This is a genomic window from Flavobacterium koreense, assembly GCF_054776075.1.
Genome location: NZ_BAAHCF010000002.1, coordinates 82443 through 99418, shown reverse-complemented (window position 1 = coordinate 99418; position 16976 = coordinate 82443). Strand labels below are relative to the sequence as shown.

General features: G+C 32.0%; 13 protein-coding genes. 4 read left to right on the top strand and 9 right to left on the bottom strand.

The features are described 5' to 3' along the window. Positions 1–26: 26 nt before the first annotated feature. The 3 genes from ACYU7A_RS00745 to ACYU7A_RS00735 all read right to left on the bottom strand — a co-directional run bounded on the left by ACYU7A_RS00745 (position 27) and on the right by ACYU7A_RS00735 (position 2854). Positions 27–884, bottom strand: a complete 858-nt coding sequence (locus tag ACYU7A_RS00745) for a succinate dehydrogenase cytochrome b subunit (protein WP_460573479.1) — start codon at positions 882–884, stop codon at positions 27–29. Between the two features lie 161 nt (positions 885–1045). Continuing rightward, positions 1046–1924 (bottom strand): hypothetical protein, encoded by an 879-nt coding sequence (locus ACYU7A_RS00740; RefSeq protein WP_460573477.1) that lies wholly within the window; start codon positions 1922–1924, stop codon positions 1046–1048. A 78-nt stretch (positions 1925–2002) separates the two neighbouring features. Beyond that, entirely contained in the window at positions 2003–2854 is an 852-nt protein-coding gene (locus ACYU7A_RS00735; RefSeq protein ID WP_460573475.1) for a ChaN family lipoprotein, read from the bottom strand. Positions 2855–2931: 77 nt separating this feature from the next. Between ACYU7A_RS00735 and ACYU7A_RS00730 the strand changes: the two genes are divergently transcribed. From ACYU7A_RS00730 to ACYU7A_RS00720, 3 genes are all read left to right on the top strand, one after another. Next, positions 2932–3528, top strand: a complete 597-nt coding sequence (locus tag ACYU7A_RS00730; protein WP_460573473.1) for a Crp/Fnr family transcriptional regulator — start codon at positions 2932–2934, stop codon at positions 3526–3528. A gap of 163 nt (positions 3529–3691) precedes the next feature. Further along, on the top strand, positions 3692–4984 hold the full coding sequence (locus ACYU7A_RS00725) for an aminopeptidase P family protein (RefSeq protein WP_460573471.1): 1293 nt from the start codon (positions 3692–3694) through the stop codon (positions 4982–4984). Positions 4985–5138: 154 nt separating this feature from the next. Next, positions 5139–5921: an alpha/beta fold hydrolase gene (locus ACYU7A_RS00720; protein ID WP_460573469.1), complete on the top strand. Its 783-nt coding sequence runs from the start codon at positions 5139–5141 to the stop codon at positions 5919–5921. Between the two features lie 39 nt (positions 5922–5960). Here ACYU7A_RS00720 and ACYU7A_RS00715 read toward each other — a convergent pair whose 3' ends face one another. The 6 genes from ACYU7A_RS00715 to ACYU7A_RS00690 all read right to left on the bottom strand — a co-directional run bounded on the left by ACYU7A_RS00715 (position 5961) and on the right by ACYU7A_RS00690 (position 16255). Further along, complete coding sequence (locus ACYU7A_RS00715; protein WP_344815677.1) at positions 5961–6632, bottom strand: ATP-binding cassette domain-containing protein; 672 nt, start codon at positions 6630–6632, stop codon at positions 5961–5963. Positions 6633–6976: 344 nt separating this feature from the next. Next, positions 6977–9733 carry a PD-(D/E)XK nuclease family protein gene (locus tag ACYU7A_RS00710; protein ID WP_460573467.1) on the bottom strand — a complete coding sequence of 919 codons (2757 nt, stop codon included), beginning with the start codon at positions 9731–9733 and terminating at the stop codon, positions 6977–6979. 62 nt (positions 9734–9795) lie between these two features. Continuing rightward, positions 9796–11211, bottom strand: a complete 1416-nt coding sequence (locus tag ACYU7A_RS00705; protein ID WP_460573465.1) for an OmpA family protein — start codon at positions 11209–11211, stop codon at positions 9796–9798. Between the two features lie 131 nt (positions 11212–11342). Continuing rightward, complete coding sequence (kbl, locus tag ACYU7A_RS00700) at positions 11343–12533, bottom strand: glycine C-acetyltransferase (protein ID WP_460573463.1); 1191 nt, start codon at positions 12531–12533, stop codon at positions 11343–11345. Positions 12534–12568: 35 nt separating this feature from the next. Next, on the bottom strand, positions 12569–15733 hold the full coding sequence (locus ACYU7A_RS00695) for a UvrD-helicase domain-containing protein (RefSeq protein ID WP_460573461.1): 3165 nt from the start codon (positions 15731–15733) through the stop codon (positions 12569–12571). Further along, positions 15734–16255, bottom strand: coding sequence for a GNAT family N-acetyltransferase (locus ACYU7A_RS00690; RefSeq protein WP_460573459.1), 522 nt, complete (start codon positions 16253–16255; stop codon positions 15734–15736). It lies immediately after the preceding gene. Positions 16256–16370: 115 nt separating this feature from the next. On the opposite strand from ACYU7A_RS00690, the gene ACYU7A_RS00685 reads away from it, so the two are divergent. Then, positions 16371–16976, top strand: a complete 606-nt coding sequence (locus tag ACYU7A_RS00685; protein ID WP_460573457.1) for a superoxide dismutase — start codon at positions 16371–16373, stop codon at positions 16974–16976.

Here is a 16976-nt window from a genome sequence, read left to right as displayed (position 1 = left end):
TGTACTGAAATAAATTCAGCATAAAATTATTTTAAGAAAAAGTGAATGTAAACTGGAATAATTGCAAATAACAACGGAACAACAATTGCAAAAGCAGTTCCGAAAAATTTGATTTTAGGAGTCCAATTTGGATTATTAAGTCCTAAAGATTGGAAAGCACTTTGAAAACCATGTAACAAGTGGAAAGCTAAAACAGCCATTGCAATCACATAAAGAATTGTTGCAATTAAACCATATTTTGCATCTTTAAAAAATGCTACAGTAATTTTGTGAAGATCCTTGTAACCTTCTCCAACTTTTACTTTTGCTTGAGTATTGTAAAATTCTGTTCTGTTTTCAATATAAGTTTGAGCTCCAGATTTTGTGGCTTCATCAAGAGATTTTGCAACCTGTTGAACAGGAAGATATCCTTCATTGGTTGTTAAATATAGGTCTTGTTTTTGTCCCATTGCTTCAACAGTAATGGTTTGCAATGGCATGTCTTTATCGAAATGCATCTTTGCCCAAAAATTAACCATGTGTGTAACAATAAAAACCAAGATTAGAGTTCCTAAGATTGCCATATTTCTAGAAGAAAATGAGCTATTAGCTCCTGGATTGGATTTTGCGTAACCAACTGGTCTTGCTTTAACATTTTGATAGGTTAACATAAAACCATCAACTGCATGAAATAAAATTGAAATGTAGGTTACATAAGAAAGTAACTTAACTGCTGGATTTGAAGTCATAAATAACGCATACTGATTGAAATGTAATGCGTCGCTAAAAATCAGTTGTAGATTTCCAGCTAAATGTCCTGCCAAAAACAAGCATAAAAATAAACCCGTAAGAGCCATCCAGTATTTCTTTGCGATAGATGACTTTAAAAGTGCAGATTTTGCCATAAGATTGTATAATTTATTTTAAAAAATCAAACAAAAATACAGCTATTTGATATTAACTACAACCTTTTCGTCGTAATTTATAATCAATTTAAAGTGAGTTTAACACTTGTTGATTTTCAAAGTGTTATATTAACAAAAAAGATGTTTTTTCTTAAACAAAACTACTTTGTGAAAGAAGGAATCAATCCTCTTAATCCCATATCAACAACATTTTCACCTTGAGATGGATCAAATTTTCCGTTACCATTAGTATCAATCCATTCAAAACTTTTGTTGGTAGATAATGAAACTGTTATTACAACATTCTTCTTTTCTAATCCTGTAATTTCTAATGGAGTATTAAATTTTCCGGTGACAACACATGAAGTTAAAGGAATTGATGATGTTGCAGCAATTGGATTTGGAACTGTCGTTGCTCCTGCTGGAGCCTGACCTGATGCAGAATATGGAAAATCATTTAGTGCAAAGGCCCAATATCCTTGTGGCTTATTGGCATCAACTTGGAAAAAAGTATTACCAATGCTATGAGTTCCTATATAGGTATTGAATCCTACAAAACTTTCTAAAGTTCCATCATACTCAAGACTCGAACCTGGTTTACGAATTTTTATCTGGTAATTCTGATAGGATAACGAAACTCTCAACCATTCATAACTTCCAATTGCTAGATCTTTAAGAGGGATTTCTAAAAAAGTTTCTCCTTCAGCAACAATTTTAGCTTTACTAAAATCTATTGCATTAGCACCTCCAATTGTTGTTTCTTGACCATGATAAACAATACTTCCATCGCCTAATTGCGTGTTTGCATCTTTAGCAAATTCAATATAATGTGAAGAAATTTTGTTAAAAACAGGTGACTGCGCACCATTACCAAAAGGAACAAATGAAGGCTGACCTAAATTATTCAATCGGGCTTGATTTGGATCAAACTTAAATTTAATAATCAACATAGGTTCTACCTGATTGTCATCTAAATCTTCACAAGAAAAGAAAGAAATGCTTAAGGTTAAAATTGTTAGTAATAAAATTATTTTTTTCATACTTGGTTTTAAGTTTTCTAGCTTCAAATTTGTTTTCGAATAACAAACAAATATAAAGCACATAAATATTAAACGAATTTAATACGTTTTTGTTACATCTTCGTCAATAACGAGAATAAAATCAGCTTTATTGTAATTTTCTTTTTCAAGTTTTGATATATCTTTTTGTTCAACCGTAGATATTGTTACAATTTCTATGGTCGGATTGTAAGTTTTTAAATACCAATTAATCCCATCAAAATTATCAGAATGAAAAGTTCCGTTATAATGAATAAAAACACTATTGGCTTTCAAATTTTTATTTATAAAATAGGCCATCGTTGCATCTTTACTAGCTTGAGCTTTTGGCATATTCGGACTTGTATGGTCACCCATCATTTTCATCATTTCAACATAACCAGGTAGTGATGCGTCGTAAGGAATTGGTTGTGGTGCAATCCAAGTCTTTTCTTCTGTTGTAAGAGTTTCTAATGCTTCAAAACCTTTTTTAGAAACCATAGAAGCATAACGTCTAGGAATATTAGTAGCTATAAAATCAAAGTTATTCTCTTTTGCAAAATCAACCAAAGGTTTGTAATCTGTTGGATGATTTTTCCAAAGACGTGCTGTAGAATCTAATTTTTTTTGATCGATTTCACCTTTTAAATATTGGTTTAATTGGGTTTGATTATCGGCTTCTATCATTTCTGCACCAAGAACCACAGGTGTTTTCGCCGCAACATCTTTAGTCAATTCTAGTTGCAACCAATGTGAAACAGAATTATTATGATATTCTCCAAAAAGAACAACTTGTGTTTTTAAAGATGCTTTTAGCAATTTATCGTAAGAGACTTTCTTTCCATTTTTATCAAATAATTGATAAGATTTTTTGTCTTGTGCTTGAAGAACAATTGTGAAAAGAAGAAGTAGTGACAAAAATTTAGTTCTCATTGTGAAATTTTTTATAAAAATATAGATTTTAATCTGAGTTGAAAACTATTTGGATATTTTTGTTGAAACTTTTACAAATGCCAGTTTTAAAATCAAACGATACTTTTCTTGATTATTTATATCAATTTATTGATGTAAACGAAGATTCTATGAAAGAATTGATTGTTAAAGCTAGAGAAACATTTCAAATATTACATCTTAAGAAAAATGAATTCTTTGTAAAAGAAAATGAAGTTTGCCAGCATTTTTGTTTTGTTGAAAGCGGCATTTTACAACATTCTATAGAAGTTTTGGATGAAGAAAAAACAACATATTTAGCTTTAAGAAATTCGGTTACCTCTTCATTAAGTAGTTTTTTATTTGGAAAAGCATCAAGAAAAAGCATCAAAGCCATTGCCGATTGTAAATTATGGATTGTAGATTTAAAAGCTTTCAAAGATTTAATTGAAAACAATAAAGCATTTCATCAATTTTATTACAATGTTATTGAAAAACAAATTTGCTTAATCGATGATTATCGAATTGATTTGCTAACGTTAACTCCAGAAGAACGTTACAAAAAACTTCTTTCAACCGAACCTAAATTACTGCAAGAAGTTCCGTTGCATTATTTAGCTTCATTTTTAGGAATTTCATCTCGCCATATGAGTCGTATCCGTAAAAACATAAATTAATAATTACCGCAAATTCGCAAATTTTTTTTTATCTTCATATGATTTTAATTTGCGAATTTGCGGTTAATTAAAATAACGCCATTTGGCTACACATTAAAAAGATAGTTTGCGTAATTTTGGTAAATAAAATTATCGAATTGTCTAACAATCCAAAAATCTAAAAATGAAATACCATCAAATAGACCGTGATTTGTTTATTAAAAACAGAGCTAAATTCACGGCACAAATGAAACCTAATAGTGTTGCTGTTTTTAATTCGAACGATATTTATCCAGTTTCTGCCGATTCTACATTGCCTTTTGCACAACATCGCGATATTTTTTATTTATCGGGTGTTGATCAAGAAGAAAGTATTTTGTTGCTTTTTCCGGATGCACCTTATGAACATTTGAAAGAGATTTTATTCTTAAAAGAAACTAACGAACACATTGCAATTTGGGAAGGCGAAAAGCTTACTAAACAAAGAGCGTTTGAAGTTGCCGGAATTAAAACCGTGATTTGGTTGCAAGATTTTCATAAAACGTTGAAAGAAGTGATGACTTATGCCGACACGATTTACATCAACACTAACGAACATTATCGTGCCGTAATTGAAACGGAAACCCGTGAAGCACGTTTTATCAAATGGTGGAAAGAAAATTATCCAGCGCATAAAGTGGAGAAATCAAATCCTATCTTGCAACGTATACGTTCGGTGAAGGAAAGCGAAGAATTAGACTTAATTCAAGAGGCTTGTAATATCACTGAAAAAGGATTTCGTAGAGTTTTGAATTTCGTAAAACCAAACGTAATGGAATACGAAATCGAAGCCGAATTTGAGCATGAATTTCTAAGAAATCGTTCGAAAGGTTTTGCTTATACGCCAATTATCGCTTCTGGAAACAATGCTAATGTGTTGCATTACATTGAAAACAACCAACAATGTAACGAAGGTGATTTGATTTTGCTTGACGTTGGTGCAGAATACGCAAATTATTCAAGTGATATGACGAGAATGGTTCCGGTTTCGGGACGTTTTTCTGATAGACAAAAAGAAGTGTATAACGCGGTTTTACGTGTAAAAAATGAAGCTACAAAAATGTTGGTTCCAGGAACTTTATGGAAACAATATCATGTAGAAGTTGGTAAAATAATGACTTCAGAACTTTTAGGTTTGGGATTGATTGACAAAGCTGATGTTCAAAATGAAAATCCAGATTGGCCAGCCTACAAAAAATATTTCATGCACGGAACGTCGCACCACATGGGATTAGACACACACGATTACGGATTATTACACGAACCAATGCAAGCGAATATGGTGTTCACCGTTGAACCAGGAATTTATATTCCAGCAGAAGGTTTCGGAATTCGTATTGAAGACGATATGGTAATTCAAGAAAAAGGCGAAGCGTTCAACTTGATGAGAAACATTCCTATTGAAGTGGATGAGATTGAATCGATAATGAATAATTAACAGTTGTCGGTTGACAGTTGTCAGTTTAAACGGTTTGCGAAAGTGAGCCGTTTTTTTGTTTTAACACAAAAGACAAAAAAAATTCTTCTATAGCCTTTTGTTTTCTTTTATGACTTTTGTGTTTCAAAAAAATTAAAGTTATAGTTTTGCACCAATGAAAACCACGATATTCAAAAACACAAAAATCACTTACACCGACCAAGGAAAAGGCACGGCTGTAGTTTTGTTGCATGGTTTTTATGAAAATAAAGAAATGTGGAATGCTTTTGTACCTGAGTTTTCAAAGAAACACCGCGTTATTGCTATTGATTTATTAGGTCACGGACAAACCGAATGTTTGGGTTACGTGCACTCAATGGAAGATCAAGCCGATATGGTGCATCACGTTTTGCACGAATTGAAAATTAGAAAAGCAGTTTTGGTTGGTCATTCTATGGGCGGTTATATTGCGTTGGCTTTCGCCGAATTGTATCCAGATGCTATGAAAGGTTTGGTGCTTTTAAACTCAACTTCAAGAGCTGATAGCGACGAACGAAAAGCCAATCGTGACCGAGCCATTATTGCTGTAAAAAAGAATTATGTGGCTTGCATCCGAATGAGTGTTGCGAATTTATTCAGTGAAAAAAATCGTGAAATTCTATTAGATGAAATTGAATATGTAAAGTTGGAAGCTTTAAAAACGCCTCTTCAAGGCATTGTTGCTTGCCAAGAAGGCATGAAAATTAGAAAAGATAGAGAAGTGATTTTGCATTTTGCCAATTATCCAATGCTATTGATTTTAGGAAAAGAAGATCCTGTTTTAAATTATGATGAAAACGTTGACCAAATTGAAGGAACCAACGTAAAACTGCACACTTTTCCAGACGGACACATGAGTCATATTGAAAATAAGGAAGAATTGTTGTTGGTTTTGGGTGAGTTTTTAAAAAAGGTTTAACCACCAAGACACGAAGAATGCAGGGAGGTCACAAAGAAACTAAATCAATCCTTCACGTAAATAACCTTTATCAATAAGTTCATTTTTATCTTTTAAATGAAACGCTTTTCCTTCTTTCATTAAGATCAATTTTGAAGAAATTTTAATAACATTTTCATAATTATGGTCAGTAATTATTATTCCTTTCTTAGTAGAATTTTGAGTAATCAATTGATTTATTTTATCAATCATAATTGGAGATAATCCATTATATGGTTCGTCAAGTAAAACAAACTTTGAAGAATTTGATAAAATTAATTTAATTTCTAAATAACGTAACTCACCTCCAGAGAGATGGTTGATTTTTTTGTATTTTAATGAATTTATAAAATCGTCTTGATAGAAATCGATAATTTTATTTTTATCTATTGACAATTGAATCGTCTTTTTTACTGAAAATGAATTTGGAATAAAATCTTCTTGAGGTAAATAGCTAATTTCATTTAGTAAGTCATTTGTTTTAAATAGTACTTTTCCGTTAACTCTAACAAATTTATTATCAGCAGATAAAATCCCAAAAATTATCTTTAATAAAGTTGATTTTCCCGATCCATTTCTTCCTAATAATCCAATAATTTCTCCTGTTCTGCATTTCAAATAAACATCTGAAAGCACCACTTTTTGATCAAAATGTTTTTGAATACTATCAATTTCCAAAAGATGATTCATCATAACATTTTCATTACTAGGTTAATAATCATGACAATAACGACTAGAAAAAAGAAGTTTAAAATATAGGAAAATAACCAAAGTTTAATTTTTGAAATTCCATTATTATAATAAAACAAGTACTCATTTTTGCGCCTAACTTCTTTTATAAAGATACTTGAAAAGAATCCTAACGTTAGAAATATGGCTTCAAAAGATGAAATTCCAAAATATACTAACGGTAATAAACTTATGGCAAAGTTTATTGGCAAAGTGCTTATATAAAAAGTTAGTATGTTGTTTAGTGTTCTGATATTCTTTTTTGGTAAAGAAAAGAAAACAAATTATACGAGATTTGTAATAAGATGTTAAACTTTTTCCTCAAAAGCTACATCAACACTCAAAATCTCATTTAATAAAACCACAATTTCTTCAATATAACTTTCCATTATTTCAGGTGAAATTACTTCGAATGTTTCTTTACCTTCTTTGAAACCAAAAGGCAAAAATCCATTTTTTAAGTTTTTGAAAGAAATAATTCCGGCTTCGATTTCTAATCCTTTGGCTTGTTCTTCATACATGAATGCATAAGCAAGAATTTGGATAATTTTATCGTTTTTTATGTCTTCTGTTAGGCCATTCCAAGATTTTAAAGTAACGCTTGGTTTTGTAACATTTCCGGTTTTGTAATCGATGATTCGAATTCTTCCATTTCGGTTTTCGATTCTGTCGACGTTTCCACCAATTTTTACTGGAAAAGGTAATTTTGGATGTTCTAAAACGCGTTCTAGATGTTTTTCTAAAGCAATAATCTGAATTTCATCGCCGCTTTGAATGGCTTCTAATTCTAATTTTAGAAAATTCAATACGTTTCTTTTGGCAACTTCAAAAGCTAGCAAATTTCTTCCTTTTTTAATTTCACCTTCTTTGTAAACCAATTTGAATTGTTTTAACACTTCATCATCGATATTTTTGATGCAAATTTTAATATCATTTTCAATTAAAATCTTACCTATAAAGGGTTTGTACAATTCTTCTAAAGTTCCATGAATTATGGTTCCTAGTGTATTTACTGCAATGTTTTCTTCAACTTCATCGGTTTCAGAAATGCGCAATATTCTTTGAAAATAAAACTGAATCGGATTTCTAATATAAGTCGTCAATGCTGATGGAGAAAATCCTTTTTCGGCAATTTCATTCAATCGCAACAATACTTTTTCCGATTTTGGAATTACTAAAGGCTGATGTGCTATTTCGGGAACATTGGCGTTATATGTTTGAAAAGTTAAATTGTGATTGGGTTGTTTTTCGACTTCCAATTGTGTTATAAAACGACTACGTTCTCCAGCATCCAAACCTTCACTATCGGAATTATATAACAAATAAATATTTTTAGCACGTTGTAATAAGTGATAGAAATGGTAGGTATAAATCGCATCTTTTTCTTTGAAAGTTGGTAAACCGTACTCCTTTTTAACATCATACGGAATGAACGAATTCATACTTTTTCCAGCTGGAAATTTGCCTTCGTTAACCGATGTGATTATTACGGTTTCAAAATCGAGCACACGACTTTCAAGAACTCCCATAATTTGCAATCCGTTCAAAGGTTCACCTTCAAATGAAACTTCAGCGACATCAATTACTTGCTTGTAAATGGCATAAAGTGTTTCAACAGAATCAATATTGGAATTAGATGAAAAATAAGAAATCATTTTGTTTATCACTTTGAAAATAGAATAAACAAAGGCATTCGTAATCTTTTCTTCTTCGTTATCAGAACTCAAATTGGATTTAATTTTGAGCAAAATCTGACTCAAATTTTCCAAAATAGCTACTGACGAAGTATCCCATTTTTGAAAAATCAATTGAAATAATTCATTCTGATTTTCTTGTAATTCTAGAATTCGTTTGTGAACTATGAAAGTATAATTATTCTGATTTATTCGATTTACCAATTCTTTAGCATTGATATAAGGTTCAATTAACGGATGCGTTAGAATATCCAAAACATCTTTATAATAAAACACATAACTCGATGCGTTTCTAGAAATAGCATTCGTATGTGCTTTAAAAAGTTTCGCAATCAACAATTGTGCAGGATTATTTTTACTTGAATAACCCATAGTAATATTCAAAGCATCAACATTGGATGGAAGCGAATATAAAATTGGAACCAAAAGTGATTCTTCACCGAGAACTACGGCAACATTTTGAAGTTTACTTTCGTTTTTATTGCTGTATTTTTCAATGATTTCGCCAACTATTTTGGCTTGACCAATAGCTTTTGGAGTACCAATGACTTGAATGTTCTTTTCTTGCTTAAAATCACTTGTAATCCATTCATACGTATTGGTTTTATAGTAAGGCCAAGTTGATTTGAATCTTCGTTGAAAAAGTCCTGTATCGTGAAATGGATCGTTTAAAAAGGTTTCATCAATATCCCAATAGATCTTGGCTTTATCAGTAGCTAAAAGATGTTGGATGATTTTTTCTTCGGCGTGGTTTAGAGCATTGAATCCAGCGAAAAGGAATTTTTTATCTTTTATAGTTTCTGAAAAATGATTCAAATTATCAACGGCTTCTCTGTAAATCAACCCTTGATAACCAATTCCTTTATGTAATAAATAATTATAAAGCGAATGATAATATAATGGAAGTTTTTTCCAGAAAATTAGATATTTATCAATTAAATCGGTTCGTTTATCAATGTCAACTGCCCAATGTTCGACTTCTTTTATGTTTTCTAGATATTTTAAAATCTTATCAGGTTCAAGAAGATATCTATCAATTTCATTAAAATCTTGAAGTAATGTTTTTGCCCAATTGGCAAAGGTTTCAAAAGATTCTTGGTCTTTTTCAGTTACAGATAGATAAACATTGTAAAATTCGAATAACAATTCAACACTATCAATAGAACGAATTCCAGCAATGTCTTGAACAAAGTCTTCAATACTTATAATTTCTGGAGAAAATATGGTTTGAGCAGTTTCTTTTTTGAGTTCATCAATAAGAAAAACTTTAGCTCTTCTGTTAGGCAGAATGACTATTAAATCTGAAAAGTTGTCAGAATAGTCGGCAACAATTATCTTGGAAAGTTTATTTAAAAATGAGTTATTATTCATTTTATAAATATAAAAAAACGCCTCGAAAATCGAGGCGTTTCTTGAAAATATTTTGGAAGAAATTATTTTACTAATTTCACTTCAACTCTTCTGTTGTTAGCTTTACCAGCTTTAGTTTTGTTAGAGTCAATTGGCATTGTCTCACCGAAACCTTTAGATGATAATCTTGAAGCAGCGATACCTTTTTCGATTAAGTAATTTTTAACTGCTGCAGCTCTGTTTTCAGACAAAGTTAAGTTAGCAGCATCTTTACCGTCAGAATCAGTGTGTCCTTCGATTGAGAAGTTAGCACTTGGGTATTCTTTCAAGATAGCAGTAATAGCTTCTAATACTGGGTAAGTTCTTTGTTGGAAAGTAGCTTTGTTAGTATCGAATAAGATAGTTTTAGCATAATCATTTAATCTTTTGATAGCTTCGTCAGAAACTTCAGGACAACCTTGATTAGCTACAGTACCAGCAAGATCTGGACATTTGTCATCTTTATCTAAAACTTTGTCACCATCTCTATCTGGCCATGGACAACCTTTGTTTTCTTTAGGACCTTTAACGTCTTTACAAGCGTCATCTTTATCAGCAACACCGTCTCCGTCAGCATCTGGACAACCATTTAATGATTTTAAACCAGCTACATCAACACAAGCGTCATCTTTATCTTGAACACCATCTCCGTCAGTATCAGGACATCCATTGAATTCAGCTAAACCTGCTGTATCAACACATGAATCTTTAGAATCTTCGATTCCGTCTCCGTCAGTATCAGGACAACCTTTGAATTCTTTTAAACCAGCAACATCTGGACAAGCATCTTCTCTATCGTAGATTCCGTCACCGTCTGTATCTTTAGCACCAAATTTGAAAGTTAAACCTCCAAAATGTTGTAAATGAGTTGGAACGTCAAATGTTGGATTTCTTGAATCATCAAATGAATGTTTGTAAGTTGAGCTAAATGATAAACCAACTTGCTCAGACAACCAGAAAGTTAAACCTAAACCTCCGTTGATTGTTCCAGCAGATGCATCACCTAACCAAGTATAACCTCCACCAACGTGTACAGATGGGTCGATCATTTTTGATTTAATCATGTTCATAAAGCTGTATTTAACAACTCCATCAACACCATAATACATTAAATCACCAGGATTAACTACAGTGTAATCATTAGTGTTTGTTGCAGGATCGTAAGTTCTTTCACCTACTAGTTTTGTAATTTTGTTTACAGATCCAGTTACTCCAAAAGAGAAATTATCTCCTACATATCTTGACACACCAATTGTAGAAACTGATGGTAAAACACTCCAGTATCTTTTTGCGTCAAAGTATTGAGAAAATTGGTCTTCTATTTTAGAAGCCGCACTTACTCTTGCTCCGTCTACTGCGTTTACTCCAAACGAAATAGCCCATTTGTTGTTACTATCTTGTGCTTGAGAACTTAATCCTAAAAGCATCAATAAAGCAAATAATTTGTTAAGATGTTTCATACTTAATTTTGTTAGATTATATACATATAATGGTGCAAAAGTAATGCGATAAAATGAATTATCAAAATGAAAAGCTTAAAATGTGGGAATTATGAAATAATTCTACAAATTTATGCAAATAAACAAGTTAGTTAAATAACGCATAAATTCTTCGCAACTTCTGTAAAAGCTTGTATTGCTTTGTCTAAATGTTCTTTAGTATGAGCTGCAGAAAGTTGCACTCTAATCCTTGCTTTATCTTTTGGAACTACGGGATAAAAGAATCCAATGACATAAATTCCTTTCTTCAATAATTCATCTGCCATTATTTGGGAAAGCTTTGCATCATATAACATTACTGGAACAATAGCTGAGTCACCATCAATGATATCAATTCCTGCTGCTTTCATTCCTGCTTTGAAGTAATTAGTATTCCATTCCAATTTATCTCTTAAAGTGGTGTCTTTTTCTAAAAGCTCGAACACTTTAATAGATGCTCCAACAATTGCCGGCGCCAATGAATTTGAAAACAAATACGGACGAGATCGCTGACGTAAAATTTCTATAACTTCTTTTTTGGCTGTTGTATATCCACCCATTGCGCCACCAAGCGCTTTTCCTAATGTTCCAGTTATTATGTCAACTCTTCCCATTACACCTTTCGCTTCTAGCGTTCCTTTTCCGGTTGCGCCAATGAAACCTGCGGCGTGACATTCGTCAACCATTACTAAAGCATCATATTTATCGGCTAAATCGCAGATTTTATCTAATGGCGCTACTAATCCGTCCATTGAGAAAACTCCGTCGGTTACAATTAGTTTGAAACGATGTCTGGCTTCAGTTGCTTTTATTAGTTGTTGTTCTAAATCTTCCATATTGGAATTTTCATAACGGTAACGAGCTGCTTTACATAAACGAACACCATCAATAATAGAAGCGTGATTCAATGAATCGGAAATAATACAATCTTCTTCACCTAGTAATGGTTCGAAAACACCACCATTTGCATCAAATGCTGCTGCATATAAAATAGTGTCTTCTGTTCCGTAGAAGTTGGCGATTTTTTGTTCTAATGTTTTGTGAATATCTTGAGTTCCACAAATGAAACGCACAGACGACATTCCGAAACCATGAGAATCTAAGGTGTCTTTTGCCGCTTGAACCACTTCTGGATGCGATGATAAACCTAAATAATTGTTAGCACAAAAGTTTAAAACCGTTTCGCCGTTAACTGTAATTTCTGCTCCTTGTGGAGAAGTTATAATACGTTCTTTTTTGAAAATACCATTTTGCTCAATAGTATTTAGTTCGTTTTGCAGGTGTTGTTGAATTTTTCCGTACATATTTTAGTTCTTTGTTTGTCGTTTATTGTTTGTGGTTACAAATGTAACACTTCAATTGTTTCTCCTATATATATCAGTGCCTTTTTCTCTACTTTGAAACCCATATCTTCAATAGATTTTTGATAATTCTCGAGTTGAGTTTTGTGTTTTGGCAAATGCTGACCCGTTTTATAATCTAATAGAAACACTTTTTTATCTTTCGAAATCGACATTCTATCAGGTTTTACGATATTTCCTTGTTTTTGGATTATTGTTTGCTCGTTCATCACCTTATGTTCCTCTGAAAAATAATCGGATAATTCTTTGTGATTTACAATTTCATAAATCGTTGCCAAAACTTCTTCTTTTTGACTTGAAATAATTAATCCGTTTTCGATGGCTTTGGTTATTGCCAAATCGATGTCGTTTTTGGTTTTTACAAATGCCAAGATTTCGTGAATGATGTTTCCAAATTCAATTGCTTTTTGTTGTTTGGTATTCCACATTATGCTTTCGCGTTGCGCAATTTTAATGTTTTTAGGATTTAAGGTTTCTGAAAGTTGCGGAATTGTTAATGCATTTGAAACTGCTTCTTTAGTTTTAGAAATTTTTTCATTCGAACCAAATTCGTATTCCAATTGTTCTTCTTTGAAATCGTTTCCTAAAAATTCGATAAAGAAAGTCGCCATATTATTAGGCAATTCTCCTTTACTGTTTTCAGAAACCAAACCTGAGATTACATACAATTGTTCTTCGGCGCGAGTTAATGCAACATAAAGAACATTAATATTGTCTAATAAATCTTCTTCTTTTTTCTGACAGTAAACTTTTGATGCTTCTTCACCAAAATTCTCGACGTCTTTGTTTTTAGAAACCAATGCTTTTGGCAAACCAATTTGTTCTTCATCGGCAGTAATCCAAATTTTATCTCCCAAATTTTGTGAATAGTTTTGTTCTGCAAATGGGAAAATAACCACCGGAAATTCCAAACCTTTAGATTTATGAATCGTCATAATTCGAACGGCATCATTTCCTTCAGGTGATGGAATGCTTAATTTCTCCAAATTGTTTTCCCAATAAGAAAGAAAATCGGAAATTCCGGATTGCTTTTTCAAATCGTGTTCCAAAATCAAATCTAAGAAATATTGTACGTAGGCATTTCGTTTTTCAATTGGAATAACTTTTGAAATTATGATTTCGGTTGCTTCATAAAGTGCTTTTTTACGAATGTTTTGAAACGAAAAATCCACATCAATTTCGGTCAACCAATTTTGAAATTCCAATTCGTTTTTCAACTCCATTCCTTTGGCAATAAAATCGTGAATTGGCAATGCTGTTTGATGATTATTTGCTAAATAATATAAGAAATTGGCTTTCGATTCTAAATCATTTGAATTTTTTAAATATCGCAATATATAAATACATGTTTGCACTTCGGAAGAAGCGCCAAGCAACAAACTTTCAGAAGAAACTATCGGAATTCCATTTTCAATTAAATGATTTGCAATAGCTGTTCCTGGTTTTTTATTTCGTGTTAAAATTACGATGTCTTTATAATTGAATCCGTTGGATTTTACTTTCAAAATAGTATTTAAAGTCGCTTCCAAATACAAATCGTTTTTGTCCAAACTATCTTCATCGGAAACTTCTTCTTTATCGATTTTTGGAATAAAACTCACATTTACATAACCGCCTTTTTTATCATTAAATTCTTGATGTGAATGGTTTTCATACAAATCTTTGTAATCTTCATTAGTAAATTTGGATGCTAAAAACTTGAAAAACTTATTATTAAAATCAATTACTTGATCATAACTTCTCCAGTTAATCCCGAGTGGAAAAAGCTCTTTACTTGGATTTACGAACGGATTTTTATCTTTACTTAATTCGATAAATTGTTCTGCTTTTCCACCGCGCCAACGATAGATAGATTGCTTTGGATCGCCTACAATCATAAGCGAACCGCGAGTTCCATCTAAATCTTCACTCGAAAGTGCATTATCAATCAACGGAATCAAATTCTGCCATTGCATTTCAGACGTATCTTGAAATTCGTCTATGAAAAAGTGTTTGTATTTTTCGCCTAATCGTTCATAAATAAACGGTGCTGGTTGGTTTTGAATTTGCTCGTTAATCAACTTGTTGAATTCAGCAATCGAAAGTATATTTTGCTCCTTTTGAATCTCTTGCAATTTATTACTCAAGGTATTCATCAACGAAAGTGGCGTGATGTTTTTTAAGAACGCTTCGCAGAATAAGTATTTTTCAGCTATTTCATTTATTTGTTTTAAAATGGTAAATAATTCATCCGCTATTTCATCAATACTCTCTTTTTGATTTTGAGGTGTTTTAGAAGAATATCTTTTCCCTTCATTTTCGTCTAAATATTTATAATGCCCAATATGCTTAACAATTTCTCCTGAAGATAATTTCAAAAAATGCTTTGGTACATAACTAGAATAAAAAGAATTAAATTCGATTCCTTTATTTTCAATTAATTTTAATGCAAGATTAGAATAATCAATACTTTGAGATTTTAAGTTTTGGCAATACTCCTCTAATTTGTTCTTAATTTCAACAAATTCAGCAATCGATTTATTGTTGAAATGACTTATTTCTTCTCGATTATTCTCGTTTAAAATTAGTTTTCCGGTTTCCATAATTTCACGCGAAACATCCCACGATTTATCATCGTCGGTTTTTTCCATCGTGAAATTCACAAGAAGATTGGTCAATGTTTCATCTTCGCCAGCTTGAGCGATTATGGCATCAACGGCTTCTGTTAAAAGGTTTTCGGTGTCAAGAGAAACATCGAAAGTTATTGGTAAATTCAAATCGTGCGCAAAGGCTCTAATGACTTTATGAGTGAATTTATCAATGGTTGAAATATCAAAAGCAGCGTAATTATGAATCAGATTCTTAATAATACTTTTGGCTTTTTCTTTAATATCAAAAAGTGAAATTCCAGTTTCTGAATGAATGACTTGCATTAAATTCAGCGCTTTTTCGGTAGGATTATCTTTGGCGAACTCTGATAAACTATCAACTACACGGCTTTTCATTTCGTGCACCGCTTTGTTGGTAAACGTAATTGCGAGAATGTTGCGATAGGCATCTTGTTTCTTTGACAAAAGAATGATTTTGAGGTATTCTTTTACCAAAGTATAGGTTTTACCCGATCCTGCCGATGCGTCGTATATGGAGAAAGCTGGTTTTTGCATTTATTTTTTATTAATCTGATAAATATAATTCAATTTAGAATCTTCTCCATAACATTCTACTTCAAATTCGTCAATTTTTATTCCACCAATTTTTTCCATTGCTTTTTGAGATCGGATATTAAAAGCTCCAATATGAAAATAAATGGTGTCAACATATTGAAAAGCATAATCCATCATTAATTCTTTCAATGCTTTATTGTAGCCTTTTCCCCAAAATTTTCTTCCTATAAAGGTGTAACCTATTAATATAGAATTGGTTTCTGGATTGTAATCATAAAATCTACTGCTGCCAATAGGCTCGTTAGTTTTTCTCTCTCTAATAAAAAATGCTCCTTTGGATTGTATTGCTCCTTCGAAGAAATTTTGAAAAACGTCTCTTTGATATCTTAATTTATTAGGATGCTGTTCCCAAACTAAAGGATCGGAAGCTACTTCATACAATTCTTCAAAATCATTTTCATGAAGCGGAACTAGTTTTATCAATTCGTTTTGCAAATGTTTGGGCTGAATATCAAATGTCATTTAGTTCTATTATAGGTTTTATCAATGTAATTATGTAAAAAAAGTATTTTCATTTACAAAGATAAATGTATAAATTTGAAATCAATTTTAGTATTAACTTATAACAAAAAATATCATGGCATTTGAATTACCACAATTACCTTACGCTTACGACGCGTTAGAGCCACATATTGATGCAAGAACAATGGAAATTCACCATTCAAAACATCACAATGCATACACAACTAACTTAAATGCAGCCATTGCAGGTACTGACTTAGAAGGAAAATCTATTGAAGAAATTCTTAAAAATTTGGATATGACTAAAGCAGCTGTTAGAAATAATGGTGGCGGATTTTACAATCACAATTTGTTTTGGACTGTTATGTCTCCAAATGGTGGTGAACATCCAAAAGGTGATTTGGCTGCTGCAATTGAAAAAGATTTAGGTTCATTCGACGAATTTAAAGCTGCTTTCGCAAAAGCTGGTGCAACTCAATTTGGATCAGGTTGGGCTTGGCTTTGTGTAAAAGACGGAAAATTGGAAGTTTGCGGAACTCCAAACCAAGACAACACATTAATGCCAGGCGTTGGTTGTGGCGGAACTCCAATTTTAGGAATGGACGTTTGGGAACACGCATATTACTTGCATTATCAAAACCGTCGTCCAGATTATATTGAAGCTTTCTTTAATGTAATTAATTGGGATGAAGTTTCTAGAAGATACGCTGAAGCTAAATAA